The following is a 19364-nucleotide window of genomic DNA, read 5'->3' as shown; positions in this document are numbered from 1 at the left end:
CAGGTAATAGTATTCGAGTACGTCGTAAAAATTATTAAATCCGGCTTTCTTTTTAGCGTCCTGATTAACCACGCAAAGATACATTTTTACCCCAACATACATAGTACTTGCGTACAATCTTAGTCAGGGCCTCGATGGTCGGAATGTCGGACGCATCGGCAATATCCACTAAATTCCCCTTTTTCATTTTCACCCGGATCGGGTCCTGTTCCTTTGCGTAGGCCCAGTTGGTGGTTTCGCCGGTGACCAGAAAGTACTGCATATCGTTATCGGAAACACCGGCCGCCTTCAGACGCTCCCGGAGTGGTGCCAGCATTTCTTCGCCCGGCGGTTCATTAAAAAAGGTGATTTTAAACAGGTTTCTGTTCAAAAGCATCTCGCAAAGCGTCGATAAAACGGGGTCGCGATGGGTTTTCCAGCCTTTCACAGATGCCCATACGTCGTTATCGTCCAACCCGTTAAATGCCGCCAGTAAATCGGGTTCGCTGTCAAAATCCGCAAGTGTAAACCGATTGTATAAAAATCGGGCGAAATCGGGCGTGGCAAAAAGCTGCTCACCTGCTGCGGCAAGTTCGCGGGCGCGGTGCATGATCTGCGTGAGCATCGCCTGCGCGCTCAGGAGCGTCTTGTGCAGGTACACCTGCCAGTACATAAGCCTACGCGCATGCAGGAAGTTTTCGATACTCAAAAGCCCTTTTTCCTCCACAACCAGCTGATCGTGACTGATATCCAGCATTTTAATGAGCCTGTCTGCACCGATAGAACCTTCGATTACTCCCGTGTAGAAGCTGTCTCGGTTCAGGTAGTCCATCCGGTCCATATCCAGCTGGCTTGAAATCATCTGGTGGTAAAACTTGCGCGGATAGGTGCCTTCAAACATCTGGATCGCAATGTCGAGCCGCCCGTTCATCTGGCGATTGAGATCCTTCATCATTGTCAATGTGATGGACTCGTGCGGGACGCCAGGTATTACCACGCTTTCCAGCACGTGCGAAAACGGCCCATGGCCCAGGTCATGCAGCAGGATAGCCGCCTGTGCGCCTTCCGATTCGGGTTCCCAGATCATATGCCCCTTTTCCTGCAAAGTCCGTAATGCCTGACTCATCAGGTGCATGGCGCCGAGCGCGTGATGAAAACGTGTGTGAAGGGCACCGGGGTAAACGATATCGGCCAGGCCAAGCTGCCTTATCCGCCTGAGGCGCTGGAAGTAAGGATGATCGACCAGATCATAGAGCAGATCCGACGCGATGGATATAAACCCGTAGACCGGATCGTTAATGATTTTCCTTTTATTCAAAATCAATTTTTTGGCAAAAGTAATAAACAACCAACGGACAAAAGAAGCTAATCTTGTTGTATTCATTTGGAGAATTGAACCGATTCGCTAATTTTGCACTCCAAACACAGGTTTGGAAAAGGGCCTATAGCTCATTCGGTTAGAGCAACTGACTCATAATCAGTAGGTGCTTGGTTCGATTCCAAGTGGGCCCACAATAGGAAATGAAGCACTTAGCAATAAAAAGCTAGGTGCTTTTTTAGTTGGTGCACATAACATCAATTTACGACTCGATTTATTCACGTTAATTTTGCGGTTTTTCCAGCGGTCAGTATGGTACACCAGTTCCCACAAGGCCGTCGACAATCGGTTTTAAGCGCAGCTCAGAAGAGCTCGACAGGCCGGATAGACCTTCCTTAATGAGTACAGCGAACTGGCCCAACTATGTAGGCAGCGATCGGACATCGACAACATGATCATTTCTGTCGTAAGGAACGACATGGAGCAAAGGGCCACAAAGTGCTATAAAGACGGGCTTGATAAGGAACTGATGCCTAAGATGGACAAGATTTTCATCAAGTATTACGACAAGATAATTTAAGCGAAGATATTGATACCGCTATGGTATTGAAAGGTGAAATTGAGCGGATAACGGCCCTGTCATTGGGGGGGCTTTTGCAGGGAAGCTTATTCAAATGTCAATTTTGAAAACCGAAAATAGCTTTCGACAACGAAATCAAGGCAAAACTGGCTTTCGTCTTGTGACGGGACGCCTATGAAAACTTTACTGTCGCTTTTCATCACCGTTACCTTAGTGCTGATCTCATTGAAGGCAAATGCACAATTACAAGACCTGAGTCAGCCGCACAAAGGCTTCACTTTTTCTCAAAAGGGAAGCTTGCTCACTGCATTAAACCCTTCCAGTCAAAGTACGACGGTCGATCTGAGCAAACCTGCTTTCATTGGAAAGGCTGTCGCATTTACCTATTCCGCCAAGAAACGAGCTGCTTACCAAAGGCCCGAAAAGGTGATCAGCTCGGCTGGAATCTTTCCCAATCCAGCCTCCGAATCAGTCACACTCAGTCTGGATGGTGAATGGAATTTTCCAGTAGAGGCCCGCCTGTTTGATAAAAATGGGAATTTGATCCGACTACTGACGGTGGAGACTGCTGAGACTTCATTAAATATCTCGAAGCTGCATCCAGGAATCTACATTGTGGACTTACGAGCGAAAAACGACCACTCGGTATGCAAACTAGTGGTTCAATAGAACAAACATTACAGGATCTCTCGTCCGGGTCAAAAAAAGCACCTCCAAAAAAGGTGCTTTTCCCATTCCCAACCATCTTGACACCTCCCCAAAAATATCCCAAAAGCTCCGTTCACTAACTGTTTCTTGCCATTACCCCACACAGACTGCAACTTCGCGAACCTTTACACTATCCACAAAATGACTATGCTCACACTCTACACGATCGCGTCGCTCGTACTGGCAGCATTAATACTTATCGGCGGCGGCAAATGGCTTCGGATCCGCGAAAACAGAAAATTGACGCGGGTATTAAGAAACGGCAGGGAATATGAGGCGCTCATCCTCGACGCCCGGTCGATCAAGCCTTCGATATTCAACACGGAAAATATCAGGTTGAAGGTGCAGATTTTGGCAGAGAAGCCACTTGTCGTCGAGTTTGGCTACGACGCCTCTTATCCGGAATGGCGCGAATTGATGACGGGGAAAGTGATTACAGTAGACATCGACCCCGCCGATCCGGGCAATGTCCTGATCGTCCGAAAGTCGTCACGCCCGGCGAAATTACCCTCTGCAACCAGCAAAGCCCTGCTGGCTTTTTAAAGGATTATCATAATGTCCGGGTTAGGCCGGTCTTTTTTATCGAGATATTCCCAGGATACGATGTCCTCTTCCGGGTAAATGTTGCCGGTATCCTCGGGACCTTCATCTCCGATGGCTTCAATAAATGCCTTCGAAGCCTTTTTATAAGTGCCTTCACGGGGAATGCCGTTCATGTCGGTAAACAAAACCAGCGATTGGTCTTCGGGAAGCTTCATATCTTTCATCATTGCCGTTTGTAATGAGTAAAAGAAGGCATTTCTGCCCTCCTTTACTCATTACCTTCAAATTTTATGCCCGCGCTAATCAATGACCGAAAACAACGCCGAGCGTCAGTTCCAGCCTGGACAGGCTTTCATATTCTTCTTTTTCAAGCTTTATGGTCTCCTTCCTTCCTCCATCGTCCACCTTTACCTTCATAATGGTGCCGCTCAGCAGCGAAAGATTCAGGTACAACTTCGACCCGTCGCTAACCTTCATCCCATAACCGACTTCCAGTCCAACACCCGCAGTTCCACCCGTAATATTTACCAATGCACCGTTGGCACTCAACCGATCTTTATAAGCCTGGTAACCAATATTTCCACCCATATACACTTCGCTTCCTGACCTGAGAATGAACCTGTTCAGCCCGGACAATCCGAAATAGTTGAGATTAACCTTGTCTTCGAAGCCATCCGCTTTGTATTGATAATGACTATGGCTGTACTTCGCACCTAACCCAAACGGCTCCGAGATGAAGTAGTGAATATCTCCGCCCAATGTGTAGCCGGACTTCATCTTATTAATGTAGCTCCTGGCGCCTGAGGGAACCTGGTCGCTGGTCCGGGCGATGCGTCGTGAATAGCCTCCCTGAAAACGATATTGCCAGCGGCTGAATGTTGGCTTCGAGGCTATTTCGAGAGGAGTATCATAAAAGTCAATGCGCTTATCCGCAACATTGGTGGTGGCTATCAGGGTTTTCGTCGGCACACCAAGTTTTTTGTAGGTAAAATACACATAACCGTCGCGTTCACGCGTGATTTTGCATGGAATGGAGTCACCCGCGGTGGTAACAATAAGGTCTTGCGCATAAGCGGCGTTAGCCCCGATCAGACCGATCAGGATTGCTAAAAGAAAGTGTTTCATCAGGAGGCCTATTTACGTTTTTTGCCAATGTATTCGACCTTGCCAGTCCGGCTATCGACCAGATCGAGGGTCGGGCGGCCTACGACCACGCCCATTCCCACACCGCAACGCACGTAATAGGTACGGCCCTTTTTGATGTCGATAGGTACCGACGCTTTCGATTCGGTTTTGGCCCAGAGTTCCTGCATTCCCTCCTTCCGGATTTCAATTTTTTGGTGGAATTTATTCGTAACACGACATATTACCGAGTCTCCGAGATTCAGATTGTAGCTAACCAGCGCCCCGGCACCCCCACTGCGGTAAATGTAAAGAATAGCATGGTCGATGAGTGAATCGGTTTCTGTTTCGACGTTTTTAAGTGTCGCAATCTGATCCTGGTTAATCCGTAGAACCTCCGCTGTGATGCGGTGGCACGAACTCATAAAATCAGGGGTTTTATGTTCAATCACCCGCACTGCATTACCGCCCGACTTCCTGGCCTCTTCCTTGGCCTTTTCCAACACGACTGTGTAGCTGCAATTGGTCGTCATGCCGGCATCGCCGACTTTCACGGTTCCCAGGATTTCTGCCAAACCCACGCCGGCCGAGTCTTTGGGAAGCACCCAAACCTCTTCGTTGTAGTCAAGCGGCTGGTACTTTTGAGAAATGTTTGTCCTGATTTTCGGGGCACAACCCGCAATGAGCAACAGCCCGAACAGCGAAGCGATCGTAAACTTTTGAAACATAAGTACTGAAGGTGATAGAGGTAAATAGAGATGTATCGGTTACTTAGAGCTAAATCTAATTTAAACCGTTGCACTTAATCAATATTAACCAGTCAAAACCTCAGAATCTTTTTGCGAACCGGATAAAATTCCCCCAGTCGTAGGCTGTCATGTTATGCTCCCCTTCCCGATTATGGTACCCGAAGTGCGGACCGATAACAGGCTTCCCGATTCCCGGAGGATCTTTTGGCAACTCCGGTTTGATTTTGTACAATGCATACACAGGTTCCGCCGCCTTCAACGCCAGAAATGTGCCTTTCGGGTCGGCCCAGAGGTCTTTGGAAGCATTGGTCGCGTATACGGGCCTCGGCGCGATAAGCGCGATCAGCATGTGCTGGTCTACGGGTAGGGCATTCTCTTTGTCATTGTACTTCTTGTAGTTATTGTTAAACCAATGAGGAAAGGTCGCATTGATGCGGCTGATCCGTTCTCCAAACTGACGCCGGGCCAATGCCGCGCCCGTATTTCCCGAGCAATTGGTAATGCAAGCCGCGAAGCGCCGGTCTTGCGCTGCCGCCCACAAAGATGTTTTTCCTCCACGGGAGTGCCCAACCACGATCACTTTTTTGGCATCGATGTCTCTGTCCGTTTCAAAGTAATCCATCACCCGGCTGGCGCCCCATGCCCAGGCGCCTATCGCCTTCATGCCATTGTCCTTTTTCAATTGTTCGGGGTAGAGTTTTTGCAAAATGCCCGTCATATATGTATCCTTATTGTCAGGCGCAAGGTCGCTCACATGAAATGCCGCGATCGCGAAACCGCTGTCTATGACCATTTCCGCTGGCCAGAATTCGCTCTTTTTTGCTCTCGTCGGGTCGGTATTCTCTTTTCCGCGGTTATTGATCAGTAAAAATACCGGCACCGGCTTCTTCGCCTGCGTGGGCACAAAAAGCACAACGTTGATCTGCACCGAATTCCCTTTTCTGAATACAGTAACGCCAATCTGTTTCAAAACCGCCTTACCGTCCATTTCCGGCCCGTCGTCTTCTGTCAGCGCGTAGCGGATGCTGTCGTAATCGGTCAGCATTTGCCCGTAAACATGATCCTCAAACAGTTTCAGTACTTCCGGCCTTCTCAGCTTCTCCCACTTCTCCTCGTTACGTATGGTCTTGCCCGACGTGGTTTTCAAAACATCCGGCAGCGTGTAATGCGGGACTTTCGCTTCGTCATAGTTCTGGGCCAACACCGGATAGCGGGTAATAAGCAGAATGCAGAAAAGGGCTATTCGTTTCATGAGAAGTATTTGGGGTATTCATTTCAAAATAAAACGCGTAAATATCCGGTATTTACTGGCAAAGCATCCGTTAATCGACATCGCGAATATTTTTTCCAAAGCGACCCAACCTTCGCGCCTTCCGACGCAGTTTATTTTATTGACGGGTGGCCACCTGCTTTTACATCTTTTTAAATTTAAACACTGATGGTGATGAAAACAGAAAAATGGCTGGTATTATGCATTGCATTGTTGCTGATCCAGCTGGTCGCCTGCGAACGGGGAAAAATGGAAGAAAATGCGCCGGTGCCCGTTTCGGCAAGGACGGGGGCAGATAGTACAAGGCTTGACAGTATTCCCCCGGATACGATCATAAAAGATAGTATATGGAAGGATAGCATTGGGAAAGACAGCATTTTCCCGGACACGATCGTTCGGGACAGTACCATCGCCGACAGTTCTTTCTCGGATAGCCTGAATGCTATGCTTCAATCCTCTCTTCCCAAAGCTTTGGTCCGTCTCAAAACCATTCATTGAAAGTTGCCGCGGCGGCTACAAAAGCCGTTCTAACGTTTTATTAGACATAAACCAGCATGGCCGGCCAAGCAAATTGCCGGTCATGCATTTCACAATGATTTGGATCCATTAAACCAGATATTGGCGGGTTGCAGGCGGAGGGAGCGCCAGAGTCAGGAAAAATTGTACAAGCAATTTTATCCTGTCCTGTTCGCGCTTTGCAAGAACTTTTTTGAGGATAAACACGACATCGTCACCGCGATCAACAACGGTATGTTGAAAGTGTTCGCGAATATCGATCAATACGACGCTGCTAAGGGAGAATTTTTCAACTGGATGTACACCACCGTCCGCAATGCCGCACTCACCATGCTCCGGGACCGGAAAACGCAGGCATTCGACTACGTTGAAATCGAGGATAAAATGGGTTTTGTCTCACAGGAAAACCCATTTGAGCAACTCTCAGCAAACGACATCCACTTGTACCTGATGCGACTACCCGTCGCCACACGCCGCATTTGCAGTTTGTATTATATGGATGGTTTTTCGGTAAAAGAAATAGCCGGTTCACTGGCCATCAGCGAAGGCACGGTCAAGTGGCATTTAAGTGAGAGCAGGAACAGGTTGAAAGTAATTTTTGAAAACCCTCTCTGATGAAAAGGAAAGACAAACATATCAACAAATTTCTCCACGAGCCGCTCCCGGACCCCGAAGTTCCGGCGGACGACGCGTGGGCGGGTATGAGCGATATGCTGGACACTACCACAGGCCAGGAAGCAAATGGTCAGGGCCAGCTTTCAAGGCTGTGGAAGTCGTTAGGTAAGTTCAAAGGATTACTGATCGGCGTTTCGTTGGGGGTAACGTCTGCGGTGGTTTTATTAATTGTTTTGAATGCTGAAACAAAAGATCAAAAATTAACTAATAATCAACCCGTTAACTCAAACACCTCCTCTATCAGTTCAAAAATTCAAGATTCAGCGCAGGCAAAAATAGATATCAAAACTCCTGCCCTGCAACTTGACTCAACCCATTTCGGCGCTGCTGGCACTCCATCCGAAACTGCATCATTAAAGACTGCCGACGCTCCAAACCCCATAGCCTCTGCGGATCCCGTCATTTCAGAAGATGAACGCATCGAAGCAGAAAGCAAACATTCGCCAACCGCCGCGACCAGCTCCCGCCGCACGCGTGCAAGAGGCACGCATACAGTCAATACGCGTACGCACGGCACGCATACAAGCATCTCGCGCACGGGTGATACGCGGACGGACGGTACACGTTCGGAAGGCGCTCGCACAGGCGACCCGCATTCGGGCGACCCGCGATCGGGCGGCACGCGATCGGGCACTACGCAATCCGGTGACCAGCGGTCTGGCGGCCAACGTCCTTCCGGTCAGCTGCTTGGCAACACACAAGCCGGCGTTACCCGCACAAGTGACACACACATATCAGCAAACGCGGGTGCTAATGGGCGCGGCGCATTGTCCAGCCCTGCTACCAGACAAACCGAAGCGGCATCCCCCACAAACCGATTGGGCGCCGCACAGTCCACGCAAGAAACAGTCTCATCTTTTAGCCTTGAAAAAAATAACAATGCGGCAATGGCAAACATGTCGCTCAACAGCCTGGAACCACTCTCCGGCTACTTTAAAAGCAGGAATAATGACCTGGGCAGGCTTGTTAAGAAGCCGAAGGTGATAAATGCACCGCAACCGCCGGCCAAAGCCCGCAGTTCGATATGGCAAGACATTCATTTCGGGCCGGAATGGAACATCAACCGGTCTATTGTTTCGACCGATTACATATTCACCAACGCCGACAGTATCAAACGTCCCGCCCGGCTGGCGATTCCCGGGATATTTGTTTCCAGAAGCTGGAACAAACATACTGCAACGTTCATTTTCAATCCGCTGCACTCCTACTTTGGTGATAAAGAGCGCGTCGCTCAACGCCTCGACACGCTTCGTATGTCGGATTCGACCTACTTTGTTAATCGTTACAATACCAATTTCATCAAATCGTTCGGAATGAATTTTTCCCTCCAATATCAATATCGGGTATTCTCCGAGTTTTCGTTGGTGGGTGGTGTCTCCTACGCCAAATATTCATCCGCATTCCTTCTCAGGGAAGTCGAGTACTCCACAGGCTTCGTCACGACGGAAAAGCATTTGGCCGCAAAAAGCCAGGACGCGTTAAAATCATATATCCGTCCGCATCAATGGAACATCCGTGCCGGGATACTAGTCCATTCACCCAGTGTATTTAATAATCGATTACAGCTTGCCTGGATGACGACCTTTCCTGTATCGAACTTGTCGTTAAAGGGATTCAAAAGTGTTAAAACTCCCAATATGCAAGTGTCGCTGAGGTTTCTGGTCAAATGACAACGGACCGCCGATCAAATGGCGCGAAGCTCTGCTTCGTGCCTACTGTTCGTAGGCCTCCGGCCGGTCAGGAATGCAAGACCGGCCAGAGGCCTACGAATAAATAGCGCGAACGTGGACGTTCGCGCCTACGGCCCCTACGCCGCGCCCTTCAACCTCGCCACCGGCATATCGGGATCGTATTTCCCGAAAATCACGGGAACCTGTCCCTTATCTTCCGGGCCGTGTTTTGGAAGCGATGCCAGGTGCAGGTACAAATAATCGAATGCCTCTTTAATGGTTACCAGCTCGTCCTTGTTCTTATCAGCCCCGCCTTGCAGGCCGTCGACGAGGAATTTGGTAAAATAACCGTGACCTATGCTCACATTTTCACTCGAATATTGGTAAGAACGCGCAGCCATCAGCACCACCAGTCCCGATTGCTCATCCTCGAACGACCGCACTGAAACCGGCACCGGTTTTACCTCGACGATATCCCGCGCGCGGTTCTTCATGCTTCCCGACATACATGCGTCCGCAAAGCACAGCCGCGTTTTCGCCCGACATTTCCGGAACACTTCTTTTATGTCTTTATGTCCTAGACTCGTATTCATATCGCGCATATCGATATCATAACTTGCAAAGAAACCGTTGGCACCGTGGCCGGCGAAGTAGAATATGACGCGGTCGTCCGGACCGGATTTAGCGAAAAACGTTTCCATCTGACTGATGATATCCCGCTTACCCGCCTGGTTGTCGATCAGCAGCGCGATGTTCTCGGCCGGTACCGATCCTCCGGCTTCGCTTCTCAAAAAATCATAGAAAATTCGGGCATCGTCGTCGCAAAACCGCAGATCGTTGAGCTGCGCCTGGACGCCGCTTTGAGGGTCCGAGCCGTTGAGGTAGTCAGAAATTCCGACAACTACGGCGTATGTACTTCCCTGGTTTCCGTTGAAGTTCGCGCCTTTCAGCCATTTGTATCCATAGAATATCCCGATGGCCACACCGACGAAAATGAGGATGTTGGTTATATTTTTCATTGTAGTAAAAGTCTTAAAGTGATCGATTCAGTTTAGGTAATCATCTTCCCGCAGCTTGCTTGAATAATTCGGTACCTACTTTTTCCCAGAATGCGCCGGCATTGCTTTTGGGTCGCTGCTGTTTCGGCTTGGTGTTGGCCTGATAGGGCGTGCCTGCCTGCGCTAATGCTTCATTCGAACGGCCGCGATTGAGGTTGTTCAATGCCTGCCGGGCGTCTCGATTGCCTTGGTTGGCAGCGAGGTTGTAGTAGTATTTAGCGCGGGCTTCATTGACGGGCATTCCCTTGCCCATCTCATACATTTTCCCAAGCTCGAACTGGCTGTAACTTGAATTCCCTGCTACGGCTTTCTCAAACCAGCTTTTGGCGAGATTGTAATCTTTGGTAAGTCCGTAACCACCCTCTTTATAAATGTAGCCCAGGTAGTCGGCCGCCCCCACGAGCTGCTTTTTGTCATAAGCCTCTTTGAAATATTCCGCAGCAGTTTCATAGTTTTTGATCCTTCCGAGGCCCCAAAAATTGAAGTAGGCAATATTGTATTTGGCCCATTCGTAATCGCCTGCCTTTTCAAAGAAACCCATCGCCTTATCATAGTCAAGCTCCGCTCCGCCCCGGCCCAACTGGTGGAAATAGCCGAGCAGATTGTTGGTAGTATCGTCCATTGCCAATGTGCCTGCATACTTGTCGAATATCTGGTAAATCTGCGCGTACGTCCTTGCAGTATCGGCATAAGGAATGCTCGCATAGTAGGTAGACTTCGCCCAAGCCAGTTCTTTACGGGCAGTAGAGCGCCATAAAAAAAAATACACCAGGCCCATCCCGACCATCACTGCCGCAGCTGCGATCATTCCTTTTTTAGAGAGTAACCTGGGTATTTCGAAGGGCGGTTTCTGTTTCAATTTGATATTGCATTGCACGATCTGGTACCGGGCATGCATATGTGCCGGATCGAGCCTCAGGATTTCTTCATACAACCCGATGGCATCGCGCAATGCCTGTTCGTTTTCAAGACCGGTTTTTGATTCGGCCAATTGAACTAAGTGATCGGCGCGGGCTGTCAGCTCTCTGGTATTGGCAAAAGGCTCGTCGATCCGGATGGTATTTTCGTCGTTGGCGGGTATTTCTTTTTGTATTTGAATGGCGGGGCTACCCAGGATTTCCAGTAACTCCTCTGCCCGCTGAATCCGTTTCGCGTTATCAGGCATCAGGCATTTCTTGATAATGGTCCTGAACGGCTCTGGTACCTGGCTAATTTTTTCGGAAACTTTGCCTTTTACGATCAGCTTGCTCACTTCGAGGTTCCAGCTCTCCTGGCTCATCGAACGCGAAGCATCGAACGGCAGATCGCCTACGAACATCTGGTAAGCAATGATCCCGACCGCCCACAAATCCACATTATGCCTGATCTCGCGGTTCTGGATTTGCTCGGGAGCGGCATAAGCAACGGACAGCCCAATCGACGAGTTTTCTACCGAGCGTGTGTTCGTATCCGCCAGCTTGCTTAGCCCGAAATCCGTCAGCTTGGGCACCCATCGGTCGCCTTGCCGGTCCATGAGCACATTCTGCGGTTTCATATCGCGGTGGATAATGTGGTGCCTGTGCAAATGGCCTACGCCTTTGAGGACACCTTCGAGTATCTGATATTTTTGAGGAATGGTTAATGCGTACTTCTTCAGAACATCGGCCAGGTTGCCTTCCTGATAAAAGGTAAGGACCGCAAAATCGTAACGGACGGGCATAAACTGGAACCGATAGCAATTGCCGTAACGCGCCACATTCTCGTGTGAGTCGAGCTCGTCGACGATCTGCTTCTCATAAAGCAAATTGAATTTTTCATGCTTCACCTCGGCCACTTTGATAGCTACAAACCGTTTCTGCACTGAATCGAAGGCCTTGTAAACCGAGCCGAAACCTCCCGCACCGAGCATTGCCTTCTGGTCCTGGGTATCGAACTCGTATCGTTTCAAAAATTCTTCGTAAGTCATGATCGTAGGGATTTGAAGTTCTTTTGCCCTTTATCGGAGGTTCCGGCGGGAGGTCACCGCATTTTTTTATCTTTTTTCGAATGCCCCTTGGCCTTAACCGGTTTGACGGACTTCGCGGGTTTCACCGGATGCAATGCGATCGCCGAATCTTTCGCAACGACCACATGCGCTGGTTTTGGCTTCGCCGGCACGGCGGCCGGTTCACGATAATGCCAGAAATACCAGCCCGAGGAAAACATCAGCACCGCGAATACAATCCACACATTCATCCCGGAAGATTTAGGGGCAGATTCGTTTTTCGCAGGCTTGTTTTGTGCATTTGTTTCGGAAGGCAACAATTCCACCGTCAGCTTTTCAACCGAATGGATCGGGACGAGGTAGGCAGTGAAATTGTCGTTACTGAATTGCTCGCAAAGCTTCCGCACCTCCTCCATTTTAGCATTGTCCGACATTGGCGCCGAAAGGATTTCCAGCAACGCATTTGCGTCCACACTTTCGAGAATGCCGTCCGAGCACAGAAAGAAATAATCCCCTGCGGCCAGGTCGGTAATGTGGTGGATATCGGCCTGCATGTCGGGGTCGCCGCCTTGCAGCGCGCGCATGATCACGTTCCTTCGCGGGTGCGTAAGGGCTTGCTCCTCGGTGATCACGCCCGCTTTGACGAGGTCGTTCACATAACTATGGTCGCGCGTGCACCAGAGCACCTTCCCATTGCGCACATGATACACGCGGCTGTCGCCTATATGCGCCACCGTGGCCCCGCGCTCGTGCAGGTGCAGGAGCGTGAGCGTGGTTGCCATTCCCTGCGAACCCGGATTGTCCCTCCCGTACCGTTCGATCTCCGACTGGGCAAATGCCACGGCATTATGGACAGCAGCATCGTCGCTCATGGTAATGCGGTGACGCTGATAATACGCCGCAACGGAGCGGCAAGCCAGGTCGCTCGCTATTTCACCCTTTTCGCTGCCTCCTACCCCGTCGCACACCATAAACAATGTGTCGCCGGTAGCCGCCGCGCCAGGCGGGGGGAAAAGGTTATCTTCATTATTGGCCCGTTTGCCCAATCCGTGAACCGGAACGGGCTGATTTATCTGGATTTTCATAAGTCGTCAGAAAAGTACTGTTTTGGCAAAATCAGTATTGACCACGGTTTCGGTCGCCTTGCGGGCAGTTCCGGCAGCGGCGGCAGTTTTTAATGCCACTTTGGTTTTACCCAATTGCATGATGACCCCATCGACAAGCTCGACGGTCGTGCCGCGTTTCAGCGGATAGGTATCGATAAATGTAGGATTGGTGCAATCGGGGTGTTCGGAGACCCAGTATTTGTACACACCTTCCCTACTTTTGACGACCTCTATCACCAGGTGCCGTCGGCTCATGTACCGGTCCTGTGATTGGATCATCACCTCGCAAGGTTTGCTCTCCGAAAACCGGCCCACAATCTGCAAGCCGGGTTTCAGAGGAAGTGTCTGCGATTCGGTGTATTCATCGTGGACGATCACCCAGCCTACCTCGGCGGGCTCGAAAATAAGGGTCGCCTCTTCGGAAGCCAGACGTTCCGTCACGGGCATCTCAATGCGAACAGGCGACTGGCAGCGGACGCAGGCAATCACAGGATTCTGCGGTGACAATGCTTTTTCATTAACCCTCAGCCTCGCCTGGCACGATGGACAAACAACGATCATAACTATTGCGGTTGAATGTGGCTATTACGCGATGTCTTCGGGGTTTACCCACTCGTCCAGCCCGTCGAAATCACTGTCGTAATCCTCCTGGGTGTACACAATGTCGTATTCGTCGGTATCCATGCTCACGCTATCGTCTTCGGCCACAACTGCGTCGGTCGGACTCGTCGTGGTGGTATCGGTTGTCACGTCGGCCACCTCTTCCACAGCGGGGCCCATTTCGTAGTCATAGCTTACCATGGAGCCTTCGGCAGGCAGTTCGGAATACCCGAATGCGTTATCCAGCCACATATCCTGAAAAATCTCCTTCATTTCCTGCGGTAATGCCGCATATTCGTTGGGATGGCAGGTGTGGTACAATTCGCCCTTCCATTCGAAAAGCTGCGCCGGCCCCGCTTTTTCGCGTGACCATGCGAATGCTTCATTAAAACTCATATCATCGGGTGCATTCACAATGCTGAGGTGATCGGGGATGAGAAGAACATCAGGCTGGCTGGCCGGAACCGAGTCCTGTACCGGATTATTTTGTGCAACCACCGAATCCGAGGAAACGGTGGATTCGGTACTATCCGACTTCTCTTCGTTATCACCAGCCGGCGCGCCGTCGGACGGAACACCGCCCGACGGCGTTTCATCCTTTTTAGAATCGTCCCCCGCATATGCATCGTACGCGATCGCGCCCGCGCCGACAGCAACGCCCGCAGCGACGGCAGCACCTGCTTTGGTTTTTGATTTTTTGGGGGTAGCCGGTGCATCCTGCAACAGCTCGCTGTTTTCTTCGATAATCTGTGTTTGCTCTGACATGGTCGTTAGATTTTAGAAGTTTTAGATCGTTTGAACCTTTATCGGAGCCTCGTCCGGAAGGTCACCGATTTTTTGAAAAAATTTCTAAAACCATCTCGCTTTACATTTCGGGCACTTTTTGAGGTGCTCGCAGTCATTCCATGTCAGCCAATCGTAGTCCCGAAGCGGTTGCTGGCAAGCCGGGCATACCCACAGGCGGCGCATATCTTCCTTCCATTTCACGCGCCGGTTTTCCAGGCCGTAATGTCTGTTCATGAGTAAAATAATCAACCGCCCGATGTAGGGTATGGCCAACATCACATCGATCTTCTTCTGAATATCGATCATCGCGACGCGGTCGTTTTCGAGCTTTTGCCAGACAGGCTGCATTTCCCTGAATTCAAATACGTAGTCGTCGGGCTGCTTGTCGAAACGGAATATCTTGCTGGCTTCAAAAGGCATTTTGCCGAGCAGAATGCTGCTGCGAGGGGTAAACTGCGTCTTCCGGATGCGGACGCCGTCCACAAATGTGCCGTTCGACGAGTCATTATCTTCCAGGATACCGGAATGGTCGGGCCCGAGGGTTACCAGGGCGTGGTACCCGCTCACGCTCGGATGGTCCACTACAATATCATTATCCGGCTTGCGGCCGATGCGTAATTTCTGCGAACTCATGGTAGAGATGGGCTAAATGTTCTCAGGGTTGCGTCAAAGGTGTAATCTCGTCCGTTTTGCGGATGGGGTAGCTGTTATTCCCGATATGGAGGCGGTATTGCTTCGTGACCACATCGTACGCGATGCTGATCTTCTGCTGTTTTTCAGTCAGCTTGTCGGAGTATATTTCCAGAATGTCGGTGAAGCGGTAATGCGAACGGTACTCCTTGCTTCTGATGATCGTAGCGTCGATCATCTGCTTATCTTGTAAAACGGGTTTGAAATCGACAGTTTTCCAGCTTAGCAAGGGCACGCGGAATACCTCGTTGCGTTCATCCACACGGATTTCCTGGCCGCTGGTCACATCGCTACCGGTCTGATTCAGGTTATTCCAAACTGTCCACACGCCGATGATCAGGATCGCCACAGAGGCTGCAATGGCCTTATACGACCAGTTGCCCCATTGCAATTTGCGCTGAATGCCCTTTTTCCGCTTCGAACTGCCGTCTTCTTCTTCATCCGCGGCAACTGGTACCGGCTTTAATTCGGAATGGAATGTGGCAAACAAGCTCCGGAGGTCCTCTTTTTCAGCCTGACTGCTAATGAGGCTTCGAACAGCTTCCTGCGCCCCTACTTCCAGCCGGAAGTTGGGATCTGCGGCCATTTCGTTCTCAAATGCGAATTTTTCCTCGGGTGAGAGCACTTCGTCGAGGTAGCGGTCGATGCGCTCGGTTGGGTCTTCGTTTTCCATGGGTCAGCTGTAATATTGTTTCAGCACATTTTTTCCCAGAAATCGCGCTTTGTCCATACACTTGTTCTTCTGGCTTTTGGCAGAATTGTCATCTGCAAAACCAAGCATCGAAGCGATCTGCGTCATCGTCAGCTTTTCGTAGTAAAAGGCTTTCAGCAGCATCATGCATTTCTCGCCTATCTGCGCCAGCACTTTTTCCAGCGCGGGCAGATATGGCGGGCCGTCCTCCTCCTCGATCACCGCCGTTTCCAGATCATCATCAAAACCCGTCTGCATGAACTTTCCCTTCTGCCGCAGCCGGTCGATCCACTTGTAATAGCAAACCGAGTACAAATAGGTAGAAAGTCTGCTGCTCAACTGGTCCAGCCGACCACTCCTGATCTGCAAAACGACCTCCATCATGCAATCCTGGTACACATCGCGTGCGTCGTCGTCGCTTCCGCTGTTTTTCAGGACCAGGTGTAGGATCTTGCCAAAGTTGTCCTTGTAAAAAAGCTCGAGGGCCTTTTCATTGCCGTTTTTGATAGCCTGGATCAATGGAAAATCCGGAGAACCGATTTCTGTTAGCATGGGTAAGTCGTGAAGAAGAGGGAAAAGTCACTATTAATTTAAAAATATTTTCTTTTTAATCATCATAACACACTGATTATAAAATCATTAAACTCAAATCTGATACAAAACCGGTTACAAACCCGAATGGCGCGAAGCTCCGCTTCGTGCATAATGTCCAAAGGCCTCTGGCTGGTCCCGCATGTAGGACCGGCCAGAGGCCTTTGGATAACTGCTTACTACCTAATAATTACATCCGGCGATTCTACTATTCCGAATTAAATCGCGTAGCGATGTAACATTGGTAGCAACGGAACAGGATCAGGGTATTGTAAATCCCGGCAGGGATGTAACTCCAAAAATAACGCCGGGGGTAACGCTGCCAGTCAGTTACATGCCCAAGGGCATTGATCGCCATTCGGAGGCCACGAACTTGCTACCAAGATTGCATGCCTGGCGGCATTTACGATCTCACTATAAAGATTTACATTCAAATCATTCCCCGTACCACGGAGGCCCATTCAATCATTCAATCATTCAGTCATTCAGTCATTCATAACTAAATCTTAATCCCAAACGAAATCCCCAGACTCCTCCCATCCGAGCTCCATACCCCGGCACCGGGATACATGGTGGGGCGTTTGGTAAAGTATTGCTTATCGGTAATGTTGTTTGCCCCGAAACGCAATTTGTAATGCTGGCCAAGGTGGAGGGTAACATTCAGATCGAGCAGGCCGTAACCCGGTACTTTGCCAATGGTACCATTCGCAGACGGCTCCACGGTGTTCAACGGGTTGGCGAAGTTGGCGCTTACATAGCTGTATTGAGCAGTAACCGAGAGCTTTTTGTATTGAAATTGAATGCCATTTCTTGAAATCCAGGTCGGGACACCCTCTACGCGGTTACCGGCTACACTTTTGTTTTCGTTGTTCTGCACGGCGGTCCCGCGGACGTATTTGGCGTCGAAATAGGATGTGGAAGTGAAAAAAGACAGTTCGGTCTGGGGTTCGCCACCATTGTATCGCCTGAATGCAGTGTATTCAAGATACGCTTCTACGCCGCGTGTTTTGCTGTCGCCGGTGGTGGTGCGGTACAGGTAGGCAGTCCCGTTTTCATCCTTCATCGACACTGTTCCCATCCGGTGATTGATCATCACCTGGAATAACCCGACATCGTATTTCAAAATATCCCCGATATTTCCGCTTATACCCGCTTCCAGGTTATAGCCGGTGGCATCTTTCAGGTTTTTATCAACTCTTTCTAAAACCGATCCGGGAATAATATCTTTAAACACGACAGGTCGGTAAGCTTGTGAGAAACCCGCGTAAGCCCTGCTCTTCTTGCCTAGCTGATACTGCGAGCTGATCCCGAAGAGCGGAAAACTATGTTTAATGGTGTTGGGCAGGTTTTGCGGATCATAGTAAGTGATCCTGCCGGTCATGTCAGTACCGCCTTTCTCCACGCGGACTCCCGGCGAAAGGCTGAGGCGCGGGGTTATAAAAATGAGGTTTTCGACAAAAATGGCTAGGTTATCGGTCGTCAGGCACATATCGCGACCAAACTGCGGATCGGTGACAGTGAGATCGAAATCGCTGCCTGTGGTGCCTTTGCCGAGCTGGCGACGGCGGAGCTTGTTGTGCATATACTGAATCCCGCCCGAAACGACATTGCGCAAACCCAGGAAATCGTACTGGTGTACAAGCCGCAGCTCGGAAGTGAAGCTTTTGAAATTATCGATATCCACCTGGCGCGCCCGGTAGGCATTGGTAACGCGACTGATCGTATCGGGCACATTGGCAAATGCATCGAACATGACGCTGTTCCGCGCGCCATAGACGCCGGAAGTAGTCAGTTTTAATTGTGTATTTGGGTTGAGTTTCCAGTCCAAAACGATCGACGGCACGTAAATGTTGGGATTGAAATAATTACGCGAACGGGTTGCCTGGCGCGGGTCCTCCCTGAACATCGCGTCGGTAAGCGGCCCGGGAATCCGGTATACATATTCCGAACGGCCCAATTCCGCTTTAACGCGGAACGACTTGCTGAATTCGTACATCAGGCTCACATATTGTGATTGTGCATCGGATTTCGCGCCCTTGCGGTAACCGTCGGAGTGGCGCTTTTGGTAATAGGCCGAATACGTCAGCTTGCCCACCTTGCCGCCAATGGCGTTATAGGAACTGAAAAGACCGAAAGAACCGGCGGAATTGATGGTTTCGAATGCAAATGCTTTGGTCGTGTCCGGGCTTTTGGTGACGTAGTTGATCATCCCGCCGAACTGCGCGCCGTATTGCAATGAAGACGTTCCCCTTACGAGCTCCACGCGCTGAATGGACTCCATCGCAGGACTGTAATGGCTCGCAGGGTAGCCGTACATATCGGAGTTAGTGATAATGCCGTTCTGGCGGATGTTGTATTCCCAGGAACGGTGCGGGTCGAGGCCGCGGGTGGAAATGTTGACCTGGTTGCCGCTGCCGTCCATATCGTACACGAATACCCCCGGGATTTTGGCAAAAATCTGCCGCCCGGTTTTTTCGGCGATGTTGCCGTTTACGCCTTCAATCTGGATCACTTCACTCTTTTTGCCCGCCATAATGTAGGTATTGTGTACATCCGGAAGGCGTTCCGTGTGGATGGTATTCTTGCGCTCTCCCACCGTTACTTCGTTGAGGTCAAGAACTTTATCGTATTCTTTCTGCTTTTCCTGAGCCCGGGCAGTTTGGAAACTTAATAAGCCTGACAGGAGGATAGTTGTTGTAAATAGTCGTTTCATTGCTAGCGTTTGTACTTTGTATCTGCCAGCAGGCAC

19 protein-coding genes and 1 tRNA gene are annotated in these 19364 nt (G+C 50.2%); 6 read left to right on the top strand and 14 right to left on the bottom strand.

Annotation, left to right across the window (positions count from 1 at the left end; translation table 11 throughout):
* Positions 1–64: 64 nt before the first annotated feature.
* Positions 65–1300, bottom strand: a complete 1236-nt coding sequence (locus AAHB90_RS00285; RefSeq protein WP_342083967.1) for an HD domain-containing protein — start codon at positions 1298–1300, stop codon at positions 65–67.
* Between the two features lie 117 nt (positions 1301–1417).
* Here AAHB90_RS00285 and AAHB90_RS00280 point away from each other — a divergent pair.
* The 3 genes from AAHB90_RS00280 to AAHB90_RS00270 all read left to right on the top strand — a co-directional run bounded on the left by AAHB90_RS00280 (position 1418) and on the right by AAHB90_RS00270 (position 3128).
* A tRNA-Ile gene (locus AAHB90_RS00280) sits at positions 1418–1491 on the top strand.
* A gap of 560 nt (positions 1492–2051) precedes the next feature.
* Positions 2052–2546: a T9SS type A sorting domain-containing protein gene (locus tag AAHB90_RS00275; protein WP_342082903.1), complete on the top strand. Its 495-nt coding sequence runs from the start codon at positions 2052–2054 to the stop codon at positions 2544–2546.
* A 186-nt stretch (positions 2547–2732) separates the two neighbouring features.
* Positions 2733–3128 carry a hypothetical protein gene (locus AAHB90_RS00270; RefSeq protein ID WP_342082902.1) on the top strand — a complete coding sequence of 132 codons (396 nt, stop codon included), beginning with the start codon at positions 2733–2735 and terminating at the stop codon, positions 3126–3128.
* On the opposite strand, the gene AAHB90_RS00265 is transcribed toward AAHB90_RS00270, so the two are convergent.
* From AAHB90_RS00265 to AAHB90_RS00250, 4 genes are all read right to left on the bottom strand, one after another.
* A complete protein-coding gene (locus tag AAHB90_RS00265; RefSeq protein ID WP_342082901.1) occupies positions 3125–3343 on the bottom strand; it encodes a hypothetical protein in 219 nt (72 codons plus the stop codon). The two genes, AAHB90_RS00270 and AAHB90_RS00265, sit on opposite strands and share 4 nt — an antisense overlap.
* An 88-nt stretch (positions 3344–3431) precedes the next feature.
* The gene (locus AAHB90_RS00260; RefSeq protein ID WP_342082900.1) at positions 3432–4253 is read right to left on the bottom strand and encodes a hypothetical protein; all 822 of its coding nucleotides are present in this window, start codon (positions 4251–4253) and stop codon (positions 3432–3434) included.
* An 8-nt stretch (positions 4254–4261) separates the two neighbouring features.
* Positions 4262–4978 carry a hypothetical protein gene (locus AAHB90_RS00255; RefSeq protein WP_342082899.1) on the bottom strand — a complete coding sequence of 239 codons (717 nt, stop codon included), beginning with the start codon at positions 4976–4978 and terminating at the stop codon, positions 4262–4264.
* Between the two features lie 100 nt (positions 4979–5078).
* Entirely contained in the window at positions 5079–6251 is a 1173-nt protein-coding gene (locus AAHB90_RS00250; protein WP_342082898.1) for a glucuronyl esterase domain-containing protein, read from the bottom strand.
* Positions 6252–6443: 192 nt separating this feature from the next.
* Here AAHB90_RS00250 and AAHB90_RS00245 point away from each other — a divergent pair, with 192 nt between their 5' ends.
* From AAHB90_RS00245 to AAHB90_RS00235, 3 genes are all read left to right on the top strand, one after another.
* Entirely contained in the window at positions 6444–6767 is a 324-nt protein-coding gene (locus tag AAHB90_RS00245) for a hypothetical protein (RefSeq protein ID WP_342082897.1), read from the top strand.
* 99 nt (positions 6768–6866) lie between these two features.
* A complete protein-coding gene (locus tag AAHB90_RS00240) occupies positions 6867–7400 on the top strand; it encodes an RNA polymerase sigma factor (RefSeq protein ID WP_342082896.1) in 534 nt (177 codons plus the stop codon).
* Positions 7400–9130 carry a hypothetical protein gene (locus AAHB90_RS00235; protein WP_342082895.1) on the top strand — a complete coding sequence of 577 codons (1731 nt, stop codon included), beginning with the start codon at positions 7400–7402 and terminating at the stop codon, positions 9128–9130. Before AAHB90_RS00240 ends, AAHB90_RS00235 begins: the two co-directional genes overlap by 1 nt.
* 137 nt (positions 9131–9267) lie before the next feature.
* On the opposite strand, the gene AAHB90_RS00230 is transcribed toward AAHB90_RS00235, so the two are convergent.
* The 9 genes from AAHB90_RS00230 to AAHB90_RS00190 form a co-directional block, all read right to left on the bottom strand.
* Positions 9268–10149, bottom strand: a complete 882-nt coding sequence (locus AAHB90_RS00230) for a caspase family protein (RefSeq protein ID WP_342082894.1) — start codon at positions 10147–10149, stop codon at positions 9268–9270.
* A 40-nt stretch (positions 10150–10189) separates the two neighbouring features.
* Entirely contained in the window at positions 10190–12133 is a 1944-nt protein-coding gene (locus AAHB90_RS00225) for a serine/threonine-protein kinase (protein WP_342082893.1), read from the bottom strand.
* A gap of 53 nt (positions 12134–12186) precedes the next feature.
* Positions 12187–13236, bottom strand: a complete 1050-nt coding sequence (locus AAHB90_RS00220; protein ID WP_342082892.1) for a PP2C family protein-serine/threonine phosphatase — start codon at positions 13234–13236, stop codon at positions 12187–12189.
* 6 nt (positions 13237–13242) lie between these two features.
* Positions 13243–13818, bottom strand: a complete 576-nt coding sequence (locus AAHB90_RS00215; RefSeq protein WP_342082891.1) for an FHA domain-containing protein — start codon at positions 13816–13818, stop codon at positions 13243–13245.
* Between the two features lie 24 nt (positions 13819–13842).
* Positions 13843–14622: a hypothetical protein gene (locus AAHB90_RS00210; RefSeq protein ID WP_342082890.1), complete on the bottom strand. Its 780-nt coding sequence runs from the start codon at positions 14620–14622 to the stop codon at positions 13843–13845.
* An 84-nt stretch (positions 14623–14706) separates the two neighbouring features.
* Positions 14707–15276, bottom strand: coding sequence for an FHA domain-containing protein (locus tag AAHB90_RS00205; RefSeq protein ID WP_342082889.1), 570 nt, complete (start codon positions 15274–15276; stop codon positions 14707–14709).
* Positions 15277–15298: 22 nt separating this feature from the next.
* Positions 15299–16006 carry a hypothetical protein gene (locus AAHB90_RS00200; protein WP_342082888.1) on the bottom strand — a complete coding sequence of 236 codons (708 nt, stop codon included), beginning with the start codon at positions 16004–16006 and terminating at the stop codon, positions 15299–15301.
* A gap of 3 nt (positions 16007–16009) precedes the next feature.
* On the bottom strand, positions 16010–16576 hold the full coding sequence (locus AAHB90_RS00195; RefSeq protein WP_342082887.1) for an RNA polymerase sigma factor: 567 nt from the start codon (positions 16574–16576) through the stop codon (positions 16010–16012).
* A 538-nt stretch (positions 16577–17114) separates the two neighbouring features.
* Entirely contained in the window at positions 17115–19328 is a 2214-nt protein-coding gene (locus tag AAHB90_RS00190; RefSeq protein WP_342082886.1) for a TonB-dependent receptor family protein, read from the bottom strand.
* Positions 19329–19364: the final 36 nt, after the last annotated feature.

This window comes from Dyadobacter sp. OTU695 (assembly GCF_038440355.1).
In the GTDB taxonomy this organism is placed as follows: domain Bacteria; phylum Bacteroidota; class Bacteroidia; order Cytophagales; family Spirosomataceae; genus Dyadobacter.
This window is presented reverse-complemented; position numbering and strand designations above follow the sequence as displayed.

Coding starts and splice junctions, on each gene's coding strand:
- AAHB90_RS00275 (WP_342082903.1), top strand. CDS start 2,052: ATGAAAACTTTACTGTCGCTTTTCATCACCGTTACCTTAGTGCTGATC.
- AAHB90_RS00270 (WP_342082902.1), top strand. CDS start 2,733: ATGCTCACACTCTACACGATCGCGTCGCTCGTACTGGCAGCATTAATA.
- AAHB90_RS00265 (WP_342082901.1), bottom strand. CDS start 3,343: ATGAAGCTTCCCGAAGACCAATCGCTGGTTTTGTTTACCGACATGAAC.
- AAHB90_RS00260 (WP_342082900.1), bottom strand. CDS start 4,253: ATGAAACACTTTCTTTTAGCAATCCTGATCGGTCTGATCGGGGCTAAC.
- AAHB90_RS00255 (WP_342082899.1), bottom strand. CDS start 4,978: ATGTTTCAAAAGTTTACGATCGCTTCGCTGTTCGGGCTGTTGCTCATT.
- AAHB90_RS00250 (WP_342082898.1), bottom strand. CDS start 6,251: ATGAAACGAATAGCCCTTTTCTGCATTCTGCTTATTACCCGCTATCCG.
- AAHB90_RS00245 (WP_342082897.1), top strand. CDS start 6,444: ATGAAAACAGAAAAATGGCTGGTATTATGCATTGCATTGTTGCTGATC.
- AAHB90_RS00235 (WP_342082895.1), top strand. CDS start 7,400: ATGAAAAGGAAAGACAAACATATCAACAAATTTCTCCACGAGCCGCTC.
- AAHB90_RS00230 (WP_342082894.1), bottom strand. CDS start 10,149: ATGAAAAATATAACCAACATCCTCATTTTCGTCGGTGTGGCCATCGGG.
- AAHB90_RS00225 (WP_342082893.1), bottom strand. CDS start 12,133: ATGACTTACGAAGAATTTTTGAAACGATACGAGTTCGATACCCAGGAC.
- AAHB90_RS00220 (WP_342082892.1), bottom strand. CDS start 13,236: ATGAAAATCCAGATAAATCAGCCCGTTCCGGTTCACGGATTGGGCAAA.
- AAHB90_RS00215 (WP_342082891.1), bottom strand. CDS start 13,818: ATGATCGTTGTTTGTCCATCGTGCCAGGCGAGGCTGAGGGTTAATGAA.
- AAHB90_RS00210 (WP_342082890.1), bottom strand. CDS start 14,622: ATGTCAGAGCAAACACAGATTATCGAAGAAAACAGCGAGCTGTTGCAG.
- AAHB90_RS00205 (WP_342082889.1), bottom strand. CDS start 15,276: ATGAGTTCGCAGAAATTACGCATCGGCCGCAAGCCGGATAATGATATT.
- AAHB90_RS00200 (WP_342082888.1), bottom strand. CDS start 16,006: ATGGAAAACGAAGACCCAACCGAGCGCATCGACCGCTACCTCGACGAA.
- AAHB90_RS00195 (WP_342082887.1), bottom strand. CDS start 16,576: ATGCTAACAGAAATCGGTTCTCCGGATTTTCCATTGATCCAGGCTATC.
- AAHB90_RS00190 (WP_342082886.1), bottom strand. CDS start 19,328: ATGAAACGACTATTTACAACAACTATCCTCCTGTCAGGCTTATTAAGT.